This is a genomic window from Priestia flexa (assembly GCF_021441905.1).
GTDB lineage: Bacteria > Bacillota > Bacilli > Bacillales > Bacillaceae_H > Priestia > Priestia flexa.
This window is the reverse complement of record NZ_CP090431.1, coordinates 3,840,001-3,860,668: the sequence shown is the minus strand read 5'-3', so window position 1 is coordinate 3,860,668 and position 20,668 is coordinate 3,840,001. Positions and strand designations below refer to the sequence as shown.

Sequence of the window (20,668 nt, the reverse complement as noted above, 5' to 3'; positions counted from 1 at the left end):
CAAATAAAACACCTCCATGACAACTAAGACATGGAGGTGTTATAAGCGAATCAGAACGTTCACTAATTTATCACACACACCTCGGTAGGAAATTAAGCCTTACAGGCACCTACTGTCTACGGTACAAATGTTATTTTTTTAACAACATTATCTATTGTAATCAGTTGGACTTAGAAAGTCAACACCAATTTATTTCCAATAATTAGTTAGCTGCGCTGAAAGTTGCGATGTCAACTTTGATACCAGGGCCCATAGTTGAAGATACAGCTAAGTTCTTCATGTATGTTCCTTTTGCAGCTGCAGGCTTAGCTTTTTGCATAGTTTCGAAGATTGTAGTGAAGTTTTCAATTAACTTGCTATCTTCGAATGATACTTTACCGATTGGTACGTGGATGTTACCAGCTTTATCAACGCGGTATTCTACTTTACCAGCTTTGATTTCATTAACAGCTTTCTCAACATCGAATGTTACAGTACCAGTTTTAGGGTTTGGCATTAAACCTTTTGGTCCTAATACACGACCAAGTTTACCAACTTCACCCATCATGTCTGGTGTAGCAACGATTACGTCAAATTCAAACCAACCTTGTTGGATTTTGTTGATGTAATCAGAATCGCCAACGTAGTCAGCTCCAGCAGCTTCTGCTTCTTTCGCTTTCTCACCTTTAGCAAATACTAATACACGTTGAGTTTTACCAGTACCATTTGGAAGTACTACTGCACCACGAATTTGTTGGTCAGCTTTCTTAGGGTCAACGCCTAAACGGAATGCTACTTCAACAGTTGCATCAAATTTAGTTGTGTTTGTTTTCTTTACTAATTCAATTGCTTCTTGAACTGAGTAAGCTTGTGTACGATCTACAAGCTTCGCAGCTTCAACGTACTTTTTACCTTTTTTAGCCATTTTGTTTTCCTCCTTATGTGGTATTAACGGAATAACCTCCCACTAATAAAGGTTGCGAAACGGAAGCTATCCCTATCTCGCAACCTTCTAACACCTAATCATTTGGGATTAGTCTTCAACTACGATTCCCATGCTACGTGCTGTACCTTCTACCATACGCATTGCAGACTCAACGTTAGCAGCGTTTAGGTCAGGCATTTTTGTTTCAGCAATCTCACGTACTTTGTCACGCTTGACTGTTGCAACTTTATTACGGTTTGGTTCACCAGAACCTGACTCAATACCAGCCGCTTTCTTAAGTAATACAGCAGCAGGTGGAGTTTTCGTAATAAATGTAAATGAACGGTCTTCAAATACCGTAATTTCAACAGGAATGATTAAACCAGCTTGATCAGCTGTGCGAGCGTTAAATTCTTTACAGAATCCCATGATGTTAACACCGGCTTGACCTAATGCAGGACCAACTGGTGGTGCTGGGTTTGCTTTACCAGCAGGAATTTGTAATTTTACAAGTTTAATTACTTTTTTAGCCACGAGACACACCTCCTTAAGTCCGTGATGTGGTAATAGGGCGATGCCCTCCCACTCCAAGTTCTTTATATATAAAATAAAGAAATAGTTGTTTTAGTCTCAAGATTGAGACATACTGACTTATGAAATATTAACATTAAAACAGATGAAATGCAAGGTTTTAAAGGTTATATTTTTTCAATTTGTGTAAACTCTAACTCAACAGGTGTTTGACGTCCGAACATATCAACATGAACTTTAATTTTGCGCTTGTCCGTATCAATTTCTTCGATTGTACCTTCAAAGTTCGCAAACGGACCTTCTTTAACTAGAACCGTTTCTTTTAACTCAAAGTCAAATTCAGCATGACTTTCATCCATACCCATTTGCTTTAAAATCATTTCTACTTCTTCTGGTAATAGAGGTGTCGGTTTAGAACCTGAACCAGCTGACCCAACGAAACCTGTTACACCAGGAGTGTTACGTACCACGTACCATGAATCATCTGTCATAATAATCTCTACTAACACATAACCTGGAAATACTTTCTTCTTCGTTATCTTTTCTTTATTGTTTTTAATTTCTCTTTCTTCTTCTTCAGGTACCACCACGCGGAAGATTTTATCTTGCATGCCCATTGTTTCTACACGCTTTTCTAAATTCGTCTTTACTTTATTCTCATACCCTGAATAAGTATGAACAACATACCAATTTTTCTCCATTTTTGAGGACGTAATGTCCTTCCCTCCCAGCTTCCTATAAAGTGTTCAAGTATCTATTGCACAGAAGATGAACTAGAACATTCACCTGTTCTAGTTCATATCATTCTCAAAACAAATTAAAAAACCCGTACCCGGGCTTTTTAAGAAGAAATCATCATTTAGTTTCATTATACCATGATTATCATTAAATTATTCAAGGGATTAAACGAATCAATGATGAGATTCCATAATCGACAACTGCGAAAAAGACGGTCATGAAAATAACTGTAGAAACAACTGTAATTGTATAGCGAACTAGTTCATTTCGTTTAGGCCAGCTGACCTTCTTCATTTCACGACCAACGTCACGCAAAAATTTCCCTACACGGTTCATGTTTGTAACCTCCATTAAAATAAAAGGGGTATTAATCTGTGCAGCTTTTTAATCTATTTTGTTTCACGATGCTGGACATGTGAGTTGCAAGATTTGCAAAACTTCTTCATCTCTAAACGAATGTTGCTTTGCTCTGTACTTTTCATCGTTGTATAGTTGCGACTACCACATTCTACACATGCCATTACAACTTTTTTACGCATTTTGTTAGCCACCTATATAAGTGATAATGTCTATAAGAAAGTATCACACACTTTCTTCCTGTGTCAATACAGGCTACGTGGTAATTTCACGGATTTCTAAGTAGCGCTCTAGCTTACGTTTAACTCGCTGCAACGCATTATCGATTGATTTTACATGGCGGTTTAGATCTTCTGAGATTTCTTGATAAGAGCGACCGTCTAAATACAATACGAGTACTTTTCTTTCTAAATCACTCAAAAGCTCTGCCATCTTTAATTCAATATCATCGAACTTTTCTCTATTAATCAAGAGTTCTTCTGGGTTCATGACCTTGGTTCCCGAAATAACATCTAGCAATGTTCGATCAGATTCCTCATCGTAAATAGGCTTGTCCAACGACACATAAGAATTTAGCGGAATATGCTTTTGTCTTGTAGCCGTTTTAATCGCTGTGATGATTTGCCTGGTAATACATAGTTCAGCAAACGCTTTAAATGAAGTAAGCTTATCTTCTCTAAAGTCACGAATAGCTTTATATAACCCTATCATGCCTTCTTGAATAATATCTTCTCTATCTGCCCCTATTAAAAAGTACGACCGTGCTTTAGCTCGAACAAAATTCTTGTACTTGTGAATCAAATACTCTAATGCATCAATGTCACCTTTATGCACAAGCTCGACAACTTCTTCATCTTCTTGTTGTTCGAAATGAGCATGAAGTTTTCTCCCATAGTTATCGCCCATATCGATCCCCCTGACCGCACAGTAGATAGAAATATTATACAGTAGCTAATTCTCCACCGTCAACAGCCTCACTTCTCGCCGCGTCTCCATTTTTCGAAAATTTCAGCAACTCCGTCAGGCAATTTAATCCTTGCCGCTGGCTTTTGCGTTTGAATGGACTTTACTTCAATTTTAATAAATCTTTCAATCTCTTGAATTTCATTATACAATTCCCGGGCGGATTTCCGTAATGCTCCTTGACCAAATATCGCCCACTGTTCAGTAAAATCTGATGTCGCAACATGAACCTGTGTCGCTACGTTATTTAAATCTTGAGCCAATTTTTCAATATACTCATCAGCTGTTTCATTTTCACGTGTAAAAACGACTTCAATTTTATAGTTATGAGCTTTCTTTTCAATTCCTTGAACCATATGTGCGTCAAATACCACAATGACACGGTAGCCTGTATAAGCTTGGTACTCAGCAAGCTTTTCAATAAGCAAATCTCGGGCTCCCGCTAAATCATGGTCACGTAGATTTCGTAAGTTAGGCCATGCACCAATCATGTTATAACCATCTACTAATAAAATATCCATTTTATCTTCCTAATGGGTGACGTTTACGATACACTTCATACATCAATAAACTTGCTGCTACTGATGCATTTAAGGATGTTACGTGACCAACCATCGGAAGCCTTACTAAAAAGTCACACTTTTCTCGAACAAGGCGACTCATTCCTTTACCTTCACTTCCAATAACTAAAGCTAGTGGCATTGTACCATCTAAGTTTCGATAGTCATCGCTTTCTTTTGCATCTGTACCAGCTACCCATACTCCTCTTTCCTTTAATTCATCAATAGTGCGAGCTAAGTTCGTTACGCGAGCAACTGGAATATGTTCAATAGCTCCAGTTGATGATTTAGCTACAGTTGATGTCAACCCCACAGATCTGCGCTTTGGAATAATAATCCCGTGAGCACCAACTGCATCTGCTGTTCTCATAATTGAACCTAAGTTGTGCGGGTCTTCTAACTCATCTAGTACTAAAAAGAAAGGATCTTCATTTTTTTGTGCTGCTTTTTCAAACAGTTCATCAATTTCAGCATATGAATACGCCGCAACTAGAGCTAATACACCTTGATGCGTGCCTTGAACCATTTGTTCAATTTTCTTTTTAGGCACATACTGGACTAATACGCCGTTTCGTTTAGCAAATTTCACAATTTCTCCCATGGACCCCCCCTGAGAGCCCTCTGCAATCCATAACTTGTTAATTTCTCTTTCTGATTTTAATGCTTCTAATACGGCATTTCGTCCGATAATATAATCCTGCTGCTGCATATTAATTTCCTCCCTCTCCTTCAAAAATGAAAGAGATTGCTTTTGTAATAATTTCCTGAGCACGCTCATGGTTACCCAATAAGTAATGATAGCCAACTAACGCTTCAAACGCTGTGCTATAGCGGTACGTTTGTACATCCGTGTTTTTAGGAACTGTGCCTGATTTTGCATTACGTCCTCTTCTTAGCACCGCTAGCTCTTCATCATCTAAGAACTCAATTTCTTTAAAATGATAGACAATCTGAGCTTGAGCTTTAGCTGAAACATATTTTTTCGCTTTGTTATGAAGCTGGTTAGGGCGCACTGTCCCTAACCCAAGCAAATGTTTCCTTACATGCAAGTCGAATACTGCATCACCCATATAAGCTAATGCTAGGCTATTCAACTGCTTTACATCTAACTTTTTTTCAGTCATTAAACAATCATCCTCTTTTCCAACGCGTTCCTTGAGCCGTGTCCTCTAAAATAATATTCTTAGCTTTTAATTCATCGCGAATCTGATCAGCTAATTTAAAGTCACGGTTTTTACGAGCATCAATTCGCTGTTGAATGAGATTTTCAATTTCCTCATCTACTAATTCTTGAGCGTCAAATGTTAAGCCTAAAGCTCCACCTAATTGGTTAAATTCATTAATGAATGCTTCAATTACTTCTTTTGATGTTGTATTTTCGAGTAGATATACATTTGCTTGCTTAGCCAGTTCGAATAGCACTGAAATAGCATTTGCTGTATTAAAGTCATCATCCATCTCTTTAATAAAGCTGTTATGAAGCTCATCAATGTTAGTTAGCCATTCTGAATTACCGTCGTTTAAGTCTGTTGCTGCCTCTAAACGGTGCTTTAAGTTCACATAAGCTGTTTGTAAACGCTCATAGCCTTTTCGAGTATTTTCAAGGATTTCTTCGTTATAATTAATTGGGTGGCGGTAATGTACTGATAGAATAAAGAATCTTAATAGTGATGGGTCGTGCTTTTGAATGATGTCGTGTACAAGTACAAAGTTTCCTAATGACTTCGACATTTTTTCGTTATCAATATTAATATAACCATTATGCAACCAATATTTCGCAAATGTCTTACCCGTCAATGCTTCAGACTGTGCAATTTCGTTTTCATGATGAGGAAACGATAAGTCCTGACCGCCGGCATGAATGTCGATTGTATCTCCTAAGTATTTACGAGCCATCGCTGAGCACTCGATATGCCAACCTGGTCTTCCTTGCCCCCATGGACTATCCCATGCAATTTCACCATCTTTTGCCGCTTTCCATAACGTAAAGTCTAACGGATCTTCTTTCTTTTCTCCAACTTCAATACGAGCACCTGATTGCAGCTCATCAATTGATTGGTGTGAGAGCTTTCCGTAACCTTCGAACTTTCTTGTGCGGTAATAAACGTCTCCATCTGACTCATATGCATAGCCTTTTTTAACTAGCTCATCAATAAAATCAATAATAATATCCATATTCTCTGTTACGCGAGGATGTATAGTCGCATGTTTGCAGCCAAGTGCTGTCGTATCCTCAAAATAAGCGTTAATAAATCGTTCTGCAATCGTTGGTACATCTTCACCCAGCTCTTTAGCTGCTCGAATTAGCTTGTCATCAACATCTGTGAAGTTTGACACATATTGTACTTCATACCCTCTAAACTCTAGATAGCGACGCACTGTATCGAATACAATGGCGGGTCTTGCATTTCCAATATGAATATAGTTATAAACAGTTGGACCACAGACATACATTTTAACCTTATTTTCCTCTAAAGGTGTAAACACTTCTTTTTGACGAGTTAATGTGTTATATAGCTTAATTGTCATGATAAATCTTCCCTTCTTTGAGCTGCTTGATTTCTTGTTGTAGTTCGCTTAATTGATGTTCAAGCTGCTTGAATCGCTCTGCATCTGGATCTGGTAAATCCTGATGATTTAAATCTTTAATACGAACTCCATTTTGAATGACGACTCGACCTGGTATTCCCACAACTGTTGAATTCTCAGGAACATCATTCAAGACAACCGACCCGGCACCAATTTTTGAGTTTTCGTTAATGGTAATGGACCCCAAAACTTTAGCACCCGTTGCAATAAGAACGTGGTCTTTAATCGTTGGATGACGTTTTCCTTTTTCTTTTCCCGTACCGCCTAAAGTTACTCCCTGATAAACCGTGACATTGTCTCCTATTTCGCAGGTCTCTCCAATTACGATTCCCATTCCGTGGTCAATAAAAAAGCGTCGTCCTATTTTTGCCCCCGGATGAATTTCAATTCCTGTAAAGAAGCGACTAATCTGTGAAATTACACGTGCTAAAAAGAACCATTTGCGTTTAAACAACGCGTGAGCTAAACGATGTGACCAAATAGCATGGAGCCCAGAATACGTTAAAACAACTTCGATGTAGCTCCTAGCAGCAGGATCTTGTTCAAATATCACCTCAATATCCTCTTTTAACATCTTTATCACCTTTTTCACCCCCCATTTTTTATAAAAAAAACGTCTCTGTGTCAACTGACACAGAGACGTTTCTTATACGCGGTTCCACTCTGCTTGAGTGCAGATACGCACTCCAACTCATCTCGTGTAACGGCGATACCCGCTCCTGCTTACTAACCTCAGTTTTCAACAGAAGTCTCTAAGGTGCATTTCAATAGGTATACGCATAGATTACTTTCAGCCGATGGTAATCCTCTCTAAAAAAGCGATAGCCTATTTACTTCTCCTTATCAACGATTTCAATATATATTAACTATATGGGTTTTAAACCAATTTGTTAACCAGAAACTTTTGCTAGACGAGCTAAAACTGTTGCTTTACCAAGTAGCGAAATAGCTTTTGGTAATTCTGGTCCATGTGTTTCACCCGTTGTAGCTACACGAATTGGCATAAATAGCTTCTTACCTTTATGACCTGTTGCTTTTTGAACAGCTTTTGTTGCTGCTTTAATCTCTTCGGGACTAAAAGTCTCCATTGCTTCAATTTCCGTTGCAAAAGCTTGCAATACCTCTGGCACCTGCTCTTCTGCAAGTACAGCTTTCGCTTCTTCATTATACTCAATTTCTGTTTTGAAGAACATTTCTGTTAGCTCCACGATTTCTGCACCGTAGCTCATTTGTTCTTGATAAAGGGCAATTAGTTCTTTTACCCACTTCGTTTGTTCTTCCGTCATTTGTTCTTCTACACGGCCAGCTTTTATGAGATGAGGAAGAGATAGATCTACAACTTCATCTAAATCAAGCTGCTTCATGTATTGATTGTTCATCCAACGAAGTTTATTCGTATCAAATAATGCTGGTGATTTAGATAAACGAGCAGGATCAAAGATTTCAATAAACTGCTCTTTTGAGAAGATTTCTTCTTCCCCTACAGGTGACCATCCAAGCATTGTAATAAAATTGAACAGAGCTTCAGGTAAGTAACCTAATTCTTTATACTGCTCGATAAATTGGATAATGGACTCGTCACGCTTACTTAGTTTGCGACGACTTTCATTTACAATTAATGTCATATGTCCAAATACAGGCGGCTCCCAACCTAACGCATTATAAATCATAATTTGCTTTGGTGTATTTGAAATATGATCATCTCCACGTAAAACGTGCGTCATTTCCATTAGATGATCATCAATAGCTACAGCATAGTTATAAGTAGGCGTGCCATCTTTTTTCACGATAACATAGTCACCGATACCGTCGGATTCAAATGCTACTTCGCCTTTAACAATATCGTTGAACTTCACTACCGTACCCGTTGGAACTCGGAAGCGGATGCTTGGCTTGCGACCTTCTGCTGCTAATTCTTTTTGCTGCTCTTCTGTTAAGTTACGGCATTTGCCTGAGTAACGTGGCATTTGACCATTTTCAGTCTGTTCTTCACGTTCTTTTTCTAATTCTTCTTCTGTACAGTAGCAATAGTAAGCTGCACCTTTTTCTAATAGTTCGTCCGTATATTTTTCGTAAATTTCTGTACGTTCGGATTGACGATACGGGCCGTATTCTCCACCGATATCAATACTTTCATCCCAATCAATGCCTAACCACTTTAGATAGCGAAGCTGGCTTTCTTCTCCACCTTCAATGTTACGCTTTTGATCTGTATCTTCAATACGAATAATGAACTTACCGTTTTGATTGCGAGCAAATAAATAATTAAATAAAGCTGTTCGTGCGTTTCCGATATGAAGGTGCCCAGTTGGACTCGGTGCATAGCGAACGCGTACTTCTTTTGACATAAGTAGGATAACCTCCAGTTTATTTTACGTAAGTATGTAATTTATTATTTTTCGACATTATTAATTTTATCACCAAATGTAATTCTGTTAAAGACTCTGGGTTATTTTTGATATACTAACACCGCGGCTTGTGAAGCAATTCCTTCTTCACGACCAGTAAAGCCTAATTTTTCTGTCGTCGTTGCTTTAACATTAATCTGTGACACTTCAGCTTCTAATAGTTCGGCAATACGCTCTCGAATTGGCTGGATGTACGGTGCCATCTTAGGTTTCTGTGCAATAATTGTACAATCTACATTGCTGAGCGCATAACCTTCTGCTTTCACTAGTTTCCACACATGTTGTAAAAGCTTAGCTGAATCTGCATCTTTAAACTCTGGATCTGTGTCCGGAAAATGCTTTCCAATATCCCCTTGAGCTATTGCTCCTAACAGTGCATCGGCAATCGTATGCAGAAGTACATCAGCATCAGAATGTCCTAGTAATCCTCTCTCATATGGGATTTCAATCCCTCCAATGATTAATGGACGTCCCGTTGCAAATTGATGAACGTCAAATCCTTGTCCAACACGTATATTCATTTCCTTCACCTCTTAGTTGTTTTGTTCCAACTTTGTTAAAATAGCTTCTGCATAAATTAAGTCTTCTGGTGTTGTTAATTTTATATTATCGTAGTCTCCTTGTACAATTGCTACTTCCTGACCTAGCTGTTCCACTAAGCTTGCATCATCTGTTCCTAGATAACCGTTTTCTTTTGCTACGTTATGAGCTCTTTGAATGGTAGACGAAAGAAAAGCTTGTGGGGTTTGAATAGACCACAAGCTAGAGCGTTCAATCGTTTCCACTACGATGTTGTTTTCTACTTTCTTAATCGTCTCTTTAACAGGAACGCCTAAAGTTGCCGCTTCTTTAACTGCCGCTTCTTCTACAAGTTTGTGGATATGGTGATGCTTCACAAATGGTCTAGCACCATCATGTATAAGAACCACATTAGACAGCTTAAGGGCTTTCAACCCATTATACACGCTATGTTGGCGCTCTTGACCACCCGACACCACTGCCGTAACTTTACGCATCGGATATTGCTCTAAAAGTGATGTAATATCCTCTAGTTCTTGGTCATTAATAACTAAAATAATGCTATTACATGTATGATCAGTTTCAAATATATTTAGCGTATGAACAAGAAGAGGTACATTTCGAATTAATAGAAATTGCTTATTTCGCCCTGCTTTCATTCGCTTACCTTGTCCTGCTGCTAAAACAATTACATCGTATTGCATGTTCCTTCTCCCTTATAGCTGAAAATTAGAGGGCTTTTTCTAAGAGCTTGGGCTTAGCAAAAATCATTCGACCAGCTGATGTTTGAAGTACGCTTGTCACAAGTACATCGATTTGCTTACCGATATAGTTTCGGCCTTCTTCTACAACAATCATTGTACCATCGTCTAAGTAGGCAATACCTTGATTGTGTTCCTTACCGTCTTTAATGACAAGTACATTCATTTCTTCTCCTGGTAAAACAATTGGTTTGACTGCGTTTGCTAAGTCATTAATATTTAAAACCCCTACATTTTGCAGTTCGCATACTTTATTTAAATTAAAATCATTTGTCACGACGAGACCCGAAGTAACTTTTGCCAACTTTACAAGTTTACTATCTACTTCTTGAATATCTTCAAAATCACCTTCGTAAATCTCTACCTTTATAGACAATTCCTTTTGAATTCGATTTAAGATATCAAGACCTCGACGACCTCTATTGCGCTTTAAAACATCTGATGAGTCTGCGATATGCTGAAGCTCTTCTAACACAAATCGAGGAATGACAATGGTTCCATCTAAAAAACCAGTTTGACATATATCTGCAATACGTCCATCAATAATAACGCTTGTATCTAAAATTTTTAAAGACTGCAAGGATTGATTATTCTCTTGCTCTTCTTCCGAACCTTTTTTCTTACCAATACGAGTAGGTATCGAAAAAACATTGACCAACTCATCTCTCTTTTTAAACCCTACTTGAAAGCCTAAGTAACCTAATAAAATACTTAAAAAGATTGGTAAAACTGTACTAACTACCTGTAGCTGAATTTTCCCAAGAAACGTACCAACTAAATAGGCAACAATTAACCCTAATATTAAGCCTAAACTCCCAAATAAAACATCTGTTACCGGTGCCTTTACAAGAGACTCTTCGATGCGGCGAATAAAGCCTACAACATAATCTACTAACCAGAATGTTATGACAAAAAAGAGAATTGCACCTAAAGGGGCGTGAATGTATGACTTGTCTAATAATGCAATATCTTTTAGACTTAATAATTCAATAAGTTCTGGGATAAGAAAGATTCCTAATGTACCACCTGTTATGATAAAAAACAATTGAACAAAACGTTTTAACACGCCATCACCTCCCTTTATCATTATAAACAGTTTACAATGATTGAAACCTTTTATTTAATTGAAAACATAATTTGTAAACAAAATGTCCCTCTATTAGTATTTTCACAATATCCTAATCAAGATTAAAAAGTCAATTAATATCCTAGAGCTGACGGTTTAGCAAGTGTTGTTCCTTCAGTCGCTTTAGTCCTTGTTGAATTTTACGAGCACGTATTTCACCGATACCCTCTACTTCATCAAGCTCCTGAACAGTTGCATCTGTAATAGCCTTGAGGTCGCCTAATTCTTCAATTAAGTTCTCGATAATAATAGACGGTAGTCGCGGAATTTTATGAAGCATTCGATATCCTCTCGGAACAACTCCCTCTTCAAAGCTCGTATAAATTGGATAACCCATTAGCCGTAAGAGAGTTTGGTCATCTAGCAATACATTATTAGATGGCTGTTGCATCTTTTCAATTACTTTTGTTGGCTCTACGCTTGTATCATACATATAATCTTTCATTAACAAAATTGCTTCTTCTTCTAAGTGAGACAACAATTCATTCATCTGCAGACGAATTAATCGCCCTTCTGTTCCTAACTCACTAATATAACTTAAAATTTCGTTTTTAATTCGCAATACCATCTCAATGCGATGCAAAGATTGTAACACGTCTGTATGAGTTACTTGTTCTTCAAACTCTAAAGCACTTAGGCTATTGATGGAATCATCTAAAACTGCTTTATATTTCTCCAACGTGCCAAGCGCTTGGTTCGCTTTTGCTAAAATAACGCTAATGTCTTTTAATACATATTGAGAAGAGCCTTTATACAGCGTAATAACATTTCGACGCTGTGAAATAGCAATAACCAGTACTCCTGATTGCTTGGCAACCCGCTCTGCTGTACGATGTCGCATACCGGTTTGCGAAGAAGGAGTAGATGGATCCGGCATTAATTGAGCATTTGCAAATAAAATTTTACTACCACTGTCATTTAAGATAAGCGCTCCATCCATTTTAGCCAACTCATATAAGTGAGCTGGTGTAAATGCACAATTAATTGAAAACCCTCCATCTACCATCTTTTTCACTTGATCATTGTACCCGATTACAATTAACCCGCCGGTCTTAGCTCTTAATACATTTTCAATACCATCGCGAAAAGGGGTTCCAGGAGCCACAAATTCTAGAATATCAGAGATTTGCTTTTGCTCTGTTATCTTTTCATCATTCATTCTTTTTAACCTCCTAACGTGTACTGTAACGCTTCTGACACAGTGGACACCCCTACTACGTCAATGCCTTCTGGTATTTTCCAACCACCTAAGTTTTTTTCAGGAACAATGATTCGCTTAAATCCTAATTTCACAGCTTCTTGCACTCGTTGTTCAATGCGAGACACTCTTCGAACCTCACCTGTTAATCCAACTTCTCCTACTACTACGTCTGTAGGGTTTGAAGGTGCATCTTTAAAACTCGATGCAATGCTAACCGCAACCGCCAAATCAATAGCTGGCTCATCTAACTTTACCCCACCTGCTACTTTTAAGTACGCATCTTGATTTTGCAACAGTAATCCTACTCGCTTTTCTAACACTGCCATAATAAGCGAGACACGGTTATGATCAAGTCCTGTAGACATTCTTCTAGGATTTCCAAAGCTTGTTGGGCTAATAAGTGCTTGTAACTCTACCAATACGGGACGAGTACCCTCCATTGAAGCCACAACGACAGAACCAGCTGCACCTTGAGATCGTTCTTCTAAAAAGATTTCAGATGGGTTGAGCACTTCCTCTAGACCACTTTCCTTCATTTCAAAAATACCCATTTCGTTTGTTGAACCAAAGCGGTTTTTTACTGCTCTTAAAATCCGGTACGTATGGTGGCGTTCTCCTTCAAAATACAAAACACTGTCTACCATATGTTCAAGTAACCTTGGACCTGCAATAGCCCCTTCTTTAGTAACATGACCTACAATAAAAATAGCTATGCCGTTTGTTTTTGCAATTCGCATTAACTCTGCTGTACACTCGCGTACTTGAGAAACACTTCCGGGCGCTGATGTAACGTCACCGTGATAAATTGTTTGAATTGAATCAATGATAACAAGTTCTGGATTCATACTTGAGATAGCTTCTGTGATTGACTCTAAGTTTGTTTCTGCATGCACATACAAATCTTCCGCTTTAATACCTAAGCGATCTGCTCTTAGCTTTGTTTGCTTTGTTGATTCCTCACCAGATATATAAAGCACCTTATGCTTGTTCATAGCTAACTGAGCTGAAGTTTGTAGCAACAAAGTTGATTTACCAATACCAGGATCTCCCCCAATTAAGACTAGTGATCCTCTAACAATCCCTCCACCTAAAACACGGTTTAGCTCGGGTGACTTTGTATATATCCTTGGTTCAGTCGTTGATTCAATACTCGTAATGGATTGAGGCTTTTGCACCTTTGTAGACGTTGCGCCAGAAAAAGCTCCTCCTCGCCTTGAAGACTTTGTCTCTTCAATTTCTTCCACCATTGAATTCCAACTGCCACAGCCAGGACACTTTCCCATCCATTTAGCCGATTCATACCCACAATGTTGACATGAAAACTTTGTTTTTCTTTTACTCATTATTTAGTATAGTCTCCTCGTTCTTTATAAAAGTCCTTGATGCTATTGTACACTATCTTTACATTGTAAATAAAAAATGGAGGCATACGTATTTTGTCGTATGCCCCACATGTTCTTAATTCTTTAGCTAATACTGCTCGGTGAAGATGACTTGACTGTAAAGTTTTCACCTTCTACATCTAACGTTACCTTTTGACCTTTTTGAATGACGCCTCTTAATAACTCCTCAGATAAACGATCTTCAACATGCTTTTGGATTGCTCGACGTAGAGGACGCGCCCCATACTCTGGGTCAAACCCTTCTTCTGCAATCTTATCAATTGCTGCCTTTGTTAATTCCAATTCAATTTCTTGTTCTTTTAAGCGTCTAGTTAATTGATCAGCCATTAGCTTTACAATTTCAGCTAGATGCGGTTTCTCTAACGAATGGAACACAATAATCTCATCAATACGGTTTAGGAACTCTGGGCGGAAAGCACGCTTCATCTCACTCATAACTTTCCCTTTCATATCCTTATAATCCTGACCCTCTGCTTCAACCGTAAATCCAAGATGCTTGTTACGTTTTAACGTATCTGCACCAACATTTGAAGTCATGATTAGAATTGTGTTTCTGAAATCTACAGTGCGACCTTTTGAATCAGTTAAGCGTCCGTCTTCTAAAACTTGTAATAAGATGTTAAATACATCCGGATGCGCTTTTTCAATTTCATCTAGTAATACAACAGAGTATGGCTTTCTTCTAACTTTCTCCGTTAACTGGCCACCCTCATCATATCCAACGTATCCTGGAGGAGAACCTACTAAGCGAGAAGTCGAGTGTTTTTCCATATACTCTGACATATCAATACGAATCATCGCATCTTCGTCACCAAACATTGATTCAGCTAAAGCACGAGCAAGCTCTGTTTTACCTACACCAGTTGGTCCTAAGAAAATAAATGAGCCTATTGGACGTTTTGGATCTTTCAAGCCTGCTCTTGCGCGACGAACAGCTTTTGCCACTGCTTTTACAGCTTCTTCTTGGCCAATGACACGAGAGTGTAAAATCTCTTCCATGTTTAGTAAACGCTCTGATTCTTCCTGAGCCAATTTCGAAACCGGCACTCCAGTCCAGCTAGATACAACCATCGCGATGTCTTCTACTGTAACAGCTGAATTCTCTTTACCTTGCTCTTGTTTCCAAGCTTTTTTAGTTTCTTCTAATTCTTCTCTTAAGCGTTGTTCTGTATCACGTAATGATGCAGCCTTTTCAAACTCCTGACTTTGGACAGAAGCATCTTTTTCATTTCGGATTGACTCTAGCTTCTGCTCTAACTCTTTCAAATTAGGCGGCGTCGTAAATGAACGTAAGCGAACTTTTGAACCAGCTTCATCAATTAAATCAATTGCTTTATCTGGTAAAAAGCGATCTGAGATATAACGGTCAGATAATTTTACTGCTTGTTCAATAGCTTCATCAGAAATTGATACGCGGTGATGAGCTTCATAACGATCTCTTAAGCCTTTTAAAATTTGGATAGATTCGTCTAGGGTTGGCTCATCAACTTGAATTGGCTGGAAACGACGCTCTAAAGCTGCATCTTTTTCAATATATTTTCGGTATTCATCTAAAGTAGTAGCACCAATACATTGTAATTCACCGCGTGCTAAGGATGGTTTTAGAATGTTTGAAGCATCAATTGCCCCTTCTGCACCACCAGCACCGATTAATGTATGCAGCTCATCAATAAATAGAATGATATTACCAGCTTGACGAATTTCATCCATTACTTTTTTCAAACGATCTTCAAATTCACCACGATATTTTGTTCCAGCAACTACGGTTCCCATATCTAGGGTCATAACGCGCTTATCTCGAAGAATCTCCGGCACTTCGTTGTTAACAATTTGCTGTGCTAATCCCTCTGCGATTGCTGTTTTACCTACACCTGGTTCACCGATAAGAACTGGGTTATTCTTTGTACGACGACTCAACACTTCAATAACACGCTGGATTTCCTTGCTACGCCCAATAACTGGATCTAGACTTCCTTCACGTGCTACCACTGTTAAATCACGAGCTAAACTATCAAGGGTTGGTGTATTTGCATTCGAAGTTCCACCACCTTGATGACTAGAAGCAGCTTCGTTACTACCTAACAGGTGCAATACTTGTTGACGAGCTTTATTTAAGCTCACTCCTAAATTATTAAGTACACGAGCAGCTACGCCTTCACCTTCACGAATTAATCCAAGTAAAATATGCTCAGTTCCCACATACGAATGACCTAATTTTCTTGCTTCATCCATTGAAAGTTCAATTACTTTTTTAGCGCGAGGTGTATAATGAATTGTTTGAGTTAACTCTTGACCTCTTCCAATAAGAGCTTCGACTTCTTTTTGAATTTTTTCTGTGCTTAACCCTAATGCAGATAATGCTTTTGCAGCAATACCTTCACCTTCACGTACAATACCTAATAAAATATGTTCAGTTCCAATATTGTTATGTCCAAGTCGTAAAGCTTCTTCTTGTGCTAACGCTAATACTTTTTGTGCACGCTCTGTAAATCTTCCAAACATCATACGGCTGTCACCCTCCACGTTTAATCTATATTTTTAATATTACTAAGGCGATCTCTAATTAAGGTAGCTCTTTTAATATCTCGTTCATGGGCATCTAACGCAGAGCCTGAATACTGTTGTAAAAAGCCTGGCTGCGTCATAATAATGAGTTCATTCAAAATATTTTTGGATATGTTTGTAATATAGCCTAAGTCAATCCCTAATCGAACATCTGACAAGCACTGAGACGCTTCTTTAGATTCAATTATGCGACTATGAGCTAATACTCCATATGAGCGATGAACGCGATCTTCTAACTCTAAATGAGACGTTTTAAATAATGCATCTCTGGCAGATCTTTCTTGAGCAATTAATTGTGTTACAACACTATTCAAGTCTGATACAATATCAGCTTCAGATTTTCCTAACGTAATTTGGTTAGAAACTTGAAAGATATTACCTAATGCTTCGCTACCCTCTCCGTAAATTCCTCTTACAACTAAACCTAATTGATTAATTGCAGGAATAATTCGATGAATTTGACGAGTCATAACCAATGCAGGTACATGCATCATAACCGAGGCACGAAGCCCTGTACCAACATTCGTTGGGCAACTCGTTAAATAGCCTCTTTGTTCATCAAAAGCGTAGTCCACGCGATTTTCAATCCAATTATCTACTTCATTAGCTCGTTCTAATGCTTCGGATAATTGAAGACCTGGAAATAAACATTGTATGCGTAAATGATCTTCTTCATTAACCATAATACTTAAATCTTCTTGCTTTGATAAATAACAAGCCCCTGAATTAGATTCAGATAATTGAGGACTGATTAAATGCTTCTCCACCAGTACTCGTTTCTCCAGTGGCTTTAACTCACTCATTTTTAGAGAAGATAATTCACACTCTTCCATTTTCCTTATTTCTTCAAACACTTGATCAAAATTGTTTACAATTTCATCAGCTTTTTCTTTTACTAACATTGTAGGAAAAAGAAAATTTGTTAAATTTCTAGCTAGACGAATTCTGCTGCTTAGTACAATATCAGAGTCCGGTGCTTCTTGTTTCATCCAAGAGCTTACGGGATTTGTGAAGAATAGTTCAGACATGCGGCTATATCTCCTTTCCCGTAGAGTTATTGATTTTTTTCTCTAATAAGCGAATTTCATCTCGAAGCTCTGCAGCTTTTTCGAATTCTTCTTTTTCAATATACTCCTTTAAATTCAATCTCAGAGCCTGTAATTCCTTTTTTAAATGAAGATTACTTCCAATTCTCTTTGGAATTTTACCATGATGTAAATAATTCCCCCCATGTAACCTCTTCAAAAACGGAACAAGTGGTTGTTCAAAGGTTTCATAGCAGTTTGAACAGCCAAACCGACCAACTTTAGAAAATTGATGATACGTCATTCCGCATGTAGGGCAACGTAGTGGTTCATTTTTAATTGTATTCGGACCTGTAGCAGAAGGTTCAAAATTTAATAGTCCTGCTAATAGACTATTAATTGAAAAGCCTTGCTGAGATGATATAGAAAATACATCCCCACTCTCTGCAGCGCATTGTTCGCAAAGGTGTGCTTCTGTCTTATTCCCATTCACTACATTCGTAAAATGAAGTGTTGCAGGTCGAATCTCACATTGCTGACAAATCATGCAACCATCTCTCCCTGTCTACATAAAATCAATTCAATTAGCGATACCTTAATGAATTCAACATAGCTTTTAGTAATTTCGCTCGAAGTTCATCACGATATGGTAGCTCAAGGTCAATAACAGATCGATGAATAACGCTAAGCATTATCTTAGCTTCTCGCTCCGTAATGACTTTTTCTCCAACTAACCTAAAAATGACGCTTTCAGCATATGACTGTGAAATTTGAGATTCGATAAGATCGATGACTTGTTGAAATAAATGAGAAGCATTATGAGTTCGGACTTTAGCAATTCTGATAAAGCCACCTCCACCTCTCTTACTTTCAACCACATAACCTCTTTCAATCGTAAAGCGCGTATTAATAACGTAATTGATTTGAGATGGAACACATTGAAACTGATCGGCAATTTCGCTACGTTTAATCTCAACAATTTCTCTGTCACTTAATTCAAGCACTTCTTTTAAATACTGTTCAATGATGTCAGAGATATTTGGCACGTTGCACCCTCCTTCTGACTTTGACTATATTTGACCTTATTAAGTTAAATATAAAAGGAAATGAAAAAAATTTCAACTATGTAGTTTGATAAGTTTTGCCTTACTTTTATGGTTTCCACTAAAATAAGGTTCAAAACGTCATTTATTGAAATTAATGAGAAATAAAAAAAGGACTAGCTATAAGCTAATCCTTTTAAATATGCCTGGCAACGTCCTACTCTCACAGGGACAAAGTCCCAACTACCATCGGCGCTAGAGAACTTAACTTCCGTGTTCGGCATGGGAACGGGTGTGACCTCTCTGCTATCGCCACCAGACATGTTTTGAGATTATTCTCTCAAAACTAGATAACATTTTTCGCTGAGTACTAAGTTTACTGTCTAGCTACAGCTCCTAATTGTTCGGTCGTTTCACTTCTGTTATTGAAACCAAAGAGCGGTTTCCCCTATCAGAAGCTCCAACGCCTTTCACAATTCAACAGTCGCCTTCGCTTTTCTAATTTGGTTAAGTCCTCGATCGATTAGTATCAGTCAGCTACACACGTCGCCGTGCTTCCACCTCTGACCTATCAACCTGATCATCTTTCAGGGATCTTACTAGCTTGCGCTATGGGAAATCTCATCTTGAGGGGGGCTTCATGCTTAGATGCTTTCAGCACTTATCCCGTCCACACATAGCTACCCAGCGATGCCTTTGGCAAGACAACTGGTACACCAGCGGTGTGTCCATCCCGGTCCTCTCGTACTAAGGACAGCTCCTCTCAAATTTCCTACGCCCACGACGGATAGGGACCGAACTGTCTCACGACGTTCTGAACCCAGCTCGCGTACCGCTTTAATGGGCGAACAGCCCAACCCTTGGGACCGACTACAGCCCCAGGATGCGATGAGCCGACATCGAGGTGCCAAACCTCCCCGTCGATGTGGACTCTTGGGGGAGATAAGCCTGTTATCCCCGGGGTAGCTTTTATCCGTTGAGCGATGGCCCTTCCATGCGGAACCACCGGATCACTAAGCCCGACTTTCGTCCCTGCTCGACTTGTAGGTCTCGCAGTCAAGCTCCCTTGTGCCTTTACACTCTACGAATGATTTCCAACCATTCTGAGGGAACCTTTGGGCGCCTCCGTTACTCTTTAGGAGGCGACCGCCCCAGTCAAACTGCCCACCTGACACTGTCTCCCAGCCCGATCAGGGCTGCGGGTTAGAATTTCAATACAACCAGGGTAGTATCCCACCGACGCCTCCACCGAAGCTAGCGCTCCGGCTTCTCAGGCTCCTACCTATCCTGTACAAGCTGTACCAAAATTCAATATCAGGCTACAGTAAAGCTCCACGGGGTCTTTCCGTCCTGTCGCGGGTAACCTGCATCTTCACAGGTACTATAATTTCACCGAGTCTCTCGTTGAGACAGTGCCCAGATCGTTACGCCTTTCGTGCGGGTCGGAACTTACCCGACAAGGAATTTCGCTACCTTAGGACCGTTATAGTTACGGCCGCCGTTTACTGGGGCTTCGATTCAGAGCTTCTCCCAAAGGATAACCCCTCCTCTTAACCTTCCAGCACCGGGCAGGCGTCAGCCCCTATACTTCGCCTTGCGGCTTCGCAGAGACCTGTGTTTTTGCTAAACAGTCGCCTGGGCCTATTCACTGCGGCTCTCTCGGGCTATACACCCTACCAGAGCACCCCTTCTCCCGAAGTTACGGGGTCATTTTGCCGAGTTCCTTAACGAGAGTTCTCTCGATCACCTTAGGATTCTCTCCTCGCCTACCTGTGTCGGTTTGCGGTACGGGCACCTCCCGCCTCGCTAGAGGCTTTTCTTGGCAGTGTGGAATCAAGAACTTCGGTACTATATTTCCCTCGTCATCACAGCTCAGCCTTATGATGAGCGGATTTACCTACTCATCAGCCTAACTGCTTGAACGCGCATATCCAGCAGCGCGCTTACTCTATCCTCCTGCGTCCCCCCATTACTC

The 20,668-nt window shown here is 39.2% G+C and carries 21 protein-coding genes, 2 rRNA genes and 2 other annotated features (2 of these 25 running past the window's edge); all 23 genes read right to left on the bottom strand.

The window, feature by feature from the left end; all coding sequences use genetic code 11:
* Window positions 1–140: a sequence feature (ribosomal protein L10 leader region), on the bottom strand (it extends 4 nt beyond the left edge of the window).
* 62 nt (window positions 141–202) lie between these two features.
* Window positions 203–904: a 50S ribosomal protein L1 gene (gene rplA / locus LZP85_RS19870; protein ID WP_025909715.1), complete on the bottom strand. Its 702-nt coding sequence runs from the start codon at window positions 902–904 to the stop codon at window positions 203–205.
* A gap of 108 nt (window positions 905–1,012) precedes the next feature.
* Window positions 1,013–1,438: a 50S ribosomal protein L11 gene (gene rplK, locus LZP85_RS19865; protein WP_025909714.1), complete on the bottom strand. Its 426-nt coding sequence runs from the start codon at window positions 1,436–1,438 to the stop codon at window positions 1,013–1,015.
* 164 nt (window positions 1,439–1,602) lie between these two features.
* Window positions 1,603–2,136, bottom strand: a complete 534-nt coding sequence (gene nusG, locus LZP85_RS19860) for a transcription termination/antitermination protein NusG (protein WP_025909713.1) — start codon at window positions 2,134–2,136, stop codon at window positions 1,603–1,605.
* A 193-nt stretch (window positions 2,137–2,329) separates the two neighbouring features.
* Window positions 2,330–2,509, bottom strand: coding sequence for a preprotein translocase subunit SecE (gene secE / locus LZP85_RS19855; protein ID WP_025909712.1), 180 nt, complete (start codon window positions 2,507–2,509; stop codon window positions 2,330–2,332).
* A gap of 53 nt (window positions 2,510–2,562) precedes the next feature.
* Window positions 2,563–2,712, bottom strand: a complete 150-nt coding sequence (gene rpmG, locus LZP85_RS19850; RefSeq protein WP_025909711.1) for a 50S ribosomal protein L33 — start codon at window positions 2,710–2,712, stop codon at window positions 2,563–2,565.
* A 73-nt stretch (window positions 2,713–2,785) separates the two neighbouring features.
* Window positions 2,786–3,436 (bottom strand): RNA polymerase sporulation sigma factor SigH, encoded by a 651-nt coding sequence (gene sigH, locus LZP85_RS19845; RefSeq protein WP_025909710.1) that lies wholly within the window; start codon window positions 3,434–3,436, stop codon window positions 2,786–2,788.
* A 68-nt stretch (window positions 3,437–3,504) separates the two neighbouring features.
* Window positions 3,505–4,014: an NYN domain-containing protein gene (locus LZP85_RS19840; protein WP_025909709.1), complete on the bottom strand. Its 510-nt coding sequence runs from the start codon at window positions 4,012–4,014 to the stop codon at window positions 3,505–3,507.
* A 1-nt stretch (window position 4,015) separates the two neighbouring features.
* Window positions 4,016–4,762 (bottom strand): 23S rRNA (guanosine(2251)-2'-O)-methyltransferase RlmB, encoded by a 747-nt coding sequence (rlmB, locus tag LZP85_RS19835; RefSeq protein WP_025909708.1) that lies wholly within the window; start codon window positions 4,760–4,762, stop codon window positions 4,016–4,018.
* A gap of 1 nt (window position 4,763) precedes the next feature.
* On the bottom strand, window positions 4,764–5,177 hold the full coding sequence (locus LZP85_RS19830) for a Mini-ribonuclease 3 (RefSeq protein ID WP_061784779.1): 414 nt from the start codon (window positions 5,175–5,177) through the stop codon (window positions 4,764–4,766).
* A 7-nt stretch (window positions 5,178–5,184) separates the two neighbouring features.
* Window positions 5,185–6,582: a cysteine--tRNA ligase gene (gene cysS / locus LZP85_RS19825; RefSeq protein ID WP_078988974.1), complete on the bottom strand. Its 1,398-nt coding sequence runs from the start codon at window positions 6,580–6,582 to the stop codon at window positions 5,185–5,187.
* On the bottom strand, window positions 6,572–7,225 hold the full coding sequence (cysE, locus tag LZP85_RS19820) for a serine O-acetyltransferase (protein WP_078988975.1): 654 nt from the start codon (window positions 7,223–7,225) through the stop codon (window positions 6,572–6,574). Before cysE ends, cysS begins: the two co-directional genes overlap by 11 nt.
* A 49-nt stretch (window positions 7,226–7,274) precedes the next feature.
* Window positions 7,275–7,498: a binding site (T-box leader), on the bottom strand.
* 34 nt (window positions 7,499–7,532) lie between these two features.
* Window positions 7,533–8,990, bottom strand: a complete 1,458-nt coding sequence (gene gltX, locus LZP85_RS19815) for a glutamate--tRNA ligase (protein WP_234561902.1) — start codon at window positions 8,988–8,990, stop codon at window positions 7,533–7,535.
* Between the two features lie 101 nt (window positions 8,991–9,091).
* The gene (gene ispF / locus LZP85_RS19810; protein WP_025909703.1) at window positions 9,092–9,571 is read right to left on the bottom strand and encodes a 2-C-methyl-D-erythritol 2,4-cyclodiphosphate synthase; all 480 of its coding nucleotides are present in this window, start codon (window positions 9,569–9,571) and stop codon (window positions 9,092–9,094) included.
* A gap of 12 nt (window positions 9,572–9,583) precedes the next feature.
* Window positions 9,584–10,273 (bottom strand): 2-C-methyl-D-erythritol 4-phosphate cytidylyltransferase, encoded by a 690-nt coding sequence (gene ispD / locus LZP85_RS19805; RefSeq protein WP_119542721.1) that lies wholly within the window; start codon window positions 10,271–10,273, stop codon window positions 9,584–9,586.
* Window positions 10,274–10,298: 25 nt separating this feature from the next.
* Window positions 10,299–11,396 carry a PIN/TRAM domain-containing protein gene (locus LZP85_RS19800; RefSeq protein ID WP_206783136.1) on the bottom strand — a complete coding sequence of 366 codons (1,098 nt, stop codon included), beginning with the start codon at window positions 11,394–11,396 and terminating at the stop codon, window positions 10,299–10,301.
* A 142-nt stretch (window positions 11,397–11,538) separates the two neighbouring features.
* The gene (gene disA / locus LZP85_RS19795) at window positions 11,539–12,615 is read right to left on the bottom strand and encodes a DNA integrity scanning diadenylate cyclase DisA (protein ID WP_078988977.1); all 1,077 of its coding nucleotides are present in this window, start codon (window positions 12,613–12,615) and stop codon (window positions 11,539–11,541) included.
* A gap of 5 nt (window positions 12,616–12,620) precedes the next feature.
* Window positions 12,621–14,000 (bottom strand): DNA repair protein RadA, encoded by a 1,380-nt coding sequence (radA, locus tag LZP85_RS19790; protein ID WP_094913094.1) that lies wholly within the window; start codon window positions 13,998–14,000, stop codon window positions 12,621–12,623.
* Between the two features lie 123 nt (window positions 14,001–14,123).
* Window positions 14,124–16,565: an ATP-dependent protease ATP-binding subunit ClpC gene (gene clpC, locus LZP85_RS19785; RefSeq protein WP_119542722.1), complete on the bottom strand. Its 2,442-nt coding sequence runs from the start codon at window positions 16,563–16,565 to the stop codon at window positions 14,124–14,126.
* Window positions 16,566–16,585: 20 nt separating this feature from the next.
* Window positions 16,586–17,653, bottom strand: a complete 1,068-nt coding sequence (locus LZP85_RS19780; RefSeq protein WP_119542723.1) for a protein-arginine kinase McsB — start codon at window positions 17,651–17,653, stop codon at window positions 16,586–16,588.
* A gap of 4 nt (window positions 17,654–17,657) precedes the next feature.
* Window positions 17,658–18,197: a protein-arginine kinase activator protein McsA gene (locus LZP85_RS19775; protein ID WP_025909696.1), complete on the bottom strand. Its 540-nt coding sequence runs from the start codon at window positions 18,195–18,197 to the stop codon at window positions 17,658–17,660.
* A gap of 37 nt (window positions 18,198–18,234) precedes the next feature.
* Window positions 18,235–18,696, bottom strand: coding sequence for a CtsR family transcriptional regulator (locus LZP85_RS19770; RefSeq protein ID WP_061784785.1), 462 nt, complete (start codon window positions 18,694–18,696; stop codon window positions 18,235–18,237).
* Window positions 18,697–18,897: 201 nt separating this feature from the next.
* A 5S ribosomal RNA gene (gene rrf, locus LZP85_RS19765) occupies window positions 18,898–19,013 on the bottom strand.
* A 183-nt stretch (window positions 19,014–19,196) separates the two neighbouring features.
* Window positions 19,197–20,668: ribosomal RNA gene (locus LZP85_RS19760) — 23S ribosomal RNA — on the bottom strand; it runs 1,463 nt beyond the window's last position.

Bases quoted from the DNA above. Each gene is read 5' to 3' on its own strand.
- rplA (WP_025909715.1), bottom strand. From the start codon at position 904: ATGGCTAAAAAAGGTAAAAAGTACGTTGAAGCTGCGAAGCTTGTAGAT.
- nusG (WP_025909713.1), bottom strand. From the start codon at position 2,136: ATGGAGAAAAATTGGTATGTTGTTCATACTTATTCAGGGTATGAGAAT.
- secE (WP_025909712.1), bottom strand. From the start codon at position 2,509: ATGAACCGTGTAGGGAAATTTTTGCGTGACGTTGGTCGTGAAATGAAG.
- rpmG (WP_025909711.1), bottom strand. From the start codon at position 2,712: ATGCGTAAAAAAGTTGTAATGGCATGTGTAGAATGTGGTAGTCGCAAC.
- sigH (WP_025909710.1), bottom strand. From the start codon at position 3,436: ATGGGCGATAACTATGGGAGAAAACTTCATGCTCATTTCGAACAACAA.
- LZP85_RS19840 (WP_025909709.1), bottom strand. From the start codon at position 4,014: ATGGATATTTTATTAGTAGATGGTTATAACATGATTGGTGCATGGCCT.
- rlmB (WP_025909708.1), bottom strand. From the start codon at position 4,762: ATGCAGCAGCAGGATTATATTATCGGACGAAATGCCGTATTAGAAGCA.
- LZP85_RS19830 (WP_061784779.1), bottom strand. From the start codon at position 5,177: ATGACTGAAAAAAAGTTAGATGTAAAGCAGTTGAATAGCCTAGCATTA.
- cysS (WP_078988974.1), bottom strand. From the start codon at position 6,582: ATGACAATTAAGCTATATAACACATTAACTCGTCAAAAAGAAGTGTTT.
- gltX (WP_234561902.1), bottom strand. From the start codon at position 8,990: ATGTCAAAAGAAGTACGCGTTCGCTATGCACCGAGTCCAACTGGGCAC.
- ispF (WP_025909703.1), bottom strand. From the start codon at position 9,571: ATGAATATACGTGTTGGACAAGGATTTGACGTTCATCAATTTGCAACG.
- ispD (WP_119542721.1), bottom strand. From the start codon at position 10,273: ATGCAATACGATGTAATTGTTTTAGCAGCAGGACAAGGTAAGCGAATG.
- disA (WP_078988977.1), bottom strand. From the start codon at position 12,615: ATGAATGATGAAAAGATAACAGAGCAAAAGCAAATCTCTGATATTCTA.
- radA (WP_094913094.1), bottom strand. From the start codon at position 14,000: ATGAGTAAAAGAAAAACAAAGTTTTCATGTCAACATTGTGGGTATGAA.
- clpC (WP_119542722.1), bottom strand. From the start codon at position 16,565: ATGATGTTTGGAAGATTTACAGAGCGTGCACAAAAAGTATTAGCGTTA.
- LZP85_RS19780 (WP_119542723.1), bottom strand. From the start codon at position 17,653: ATGTCTGAACTATTCTTCACAAATCCCGTAAGCTCTTGGATGAAACAA.
- LZP85_RS19775 (WP_025909696.1), bottom strand. From the start codon at position 18,197: ATGATTTGTCAGCAATGTGAGATTCGACCTGCAACACTTCATTTTACG.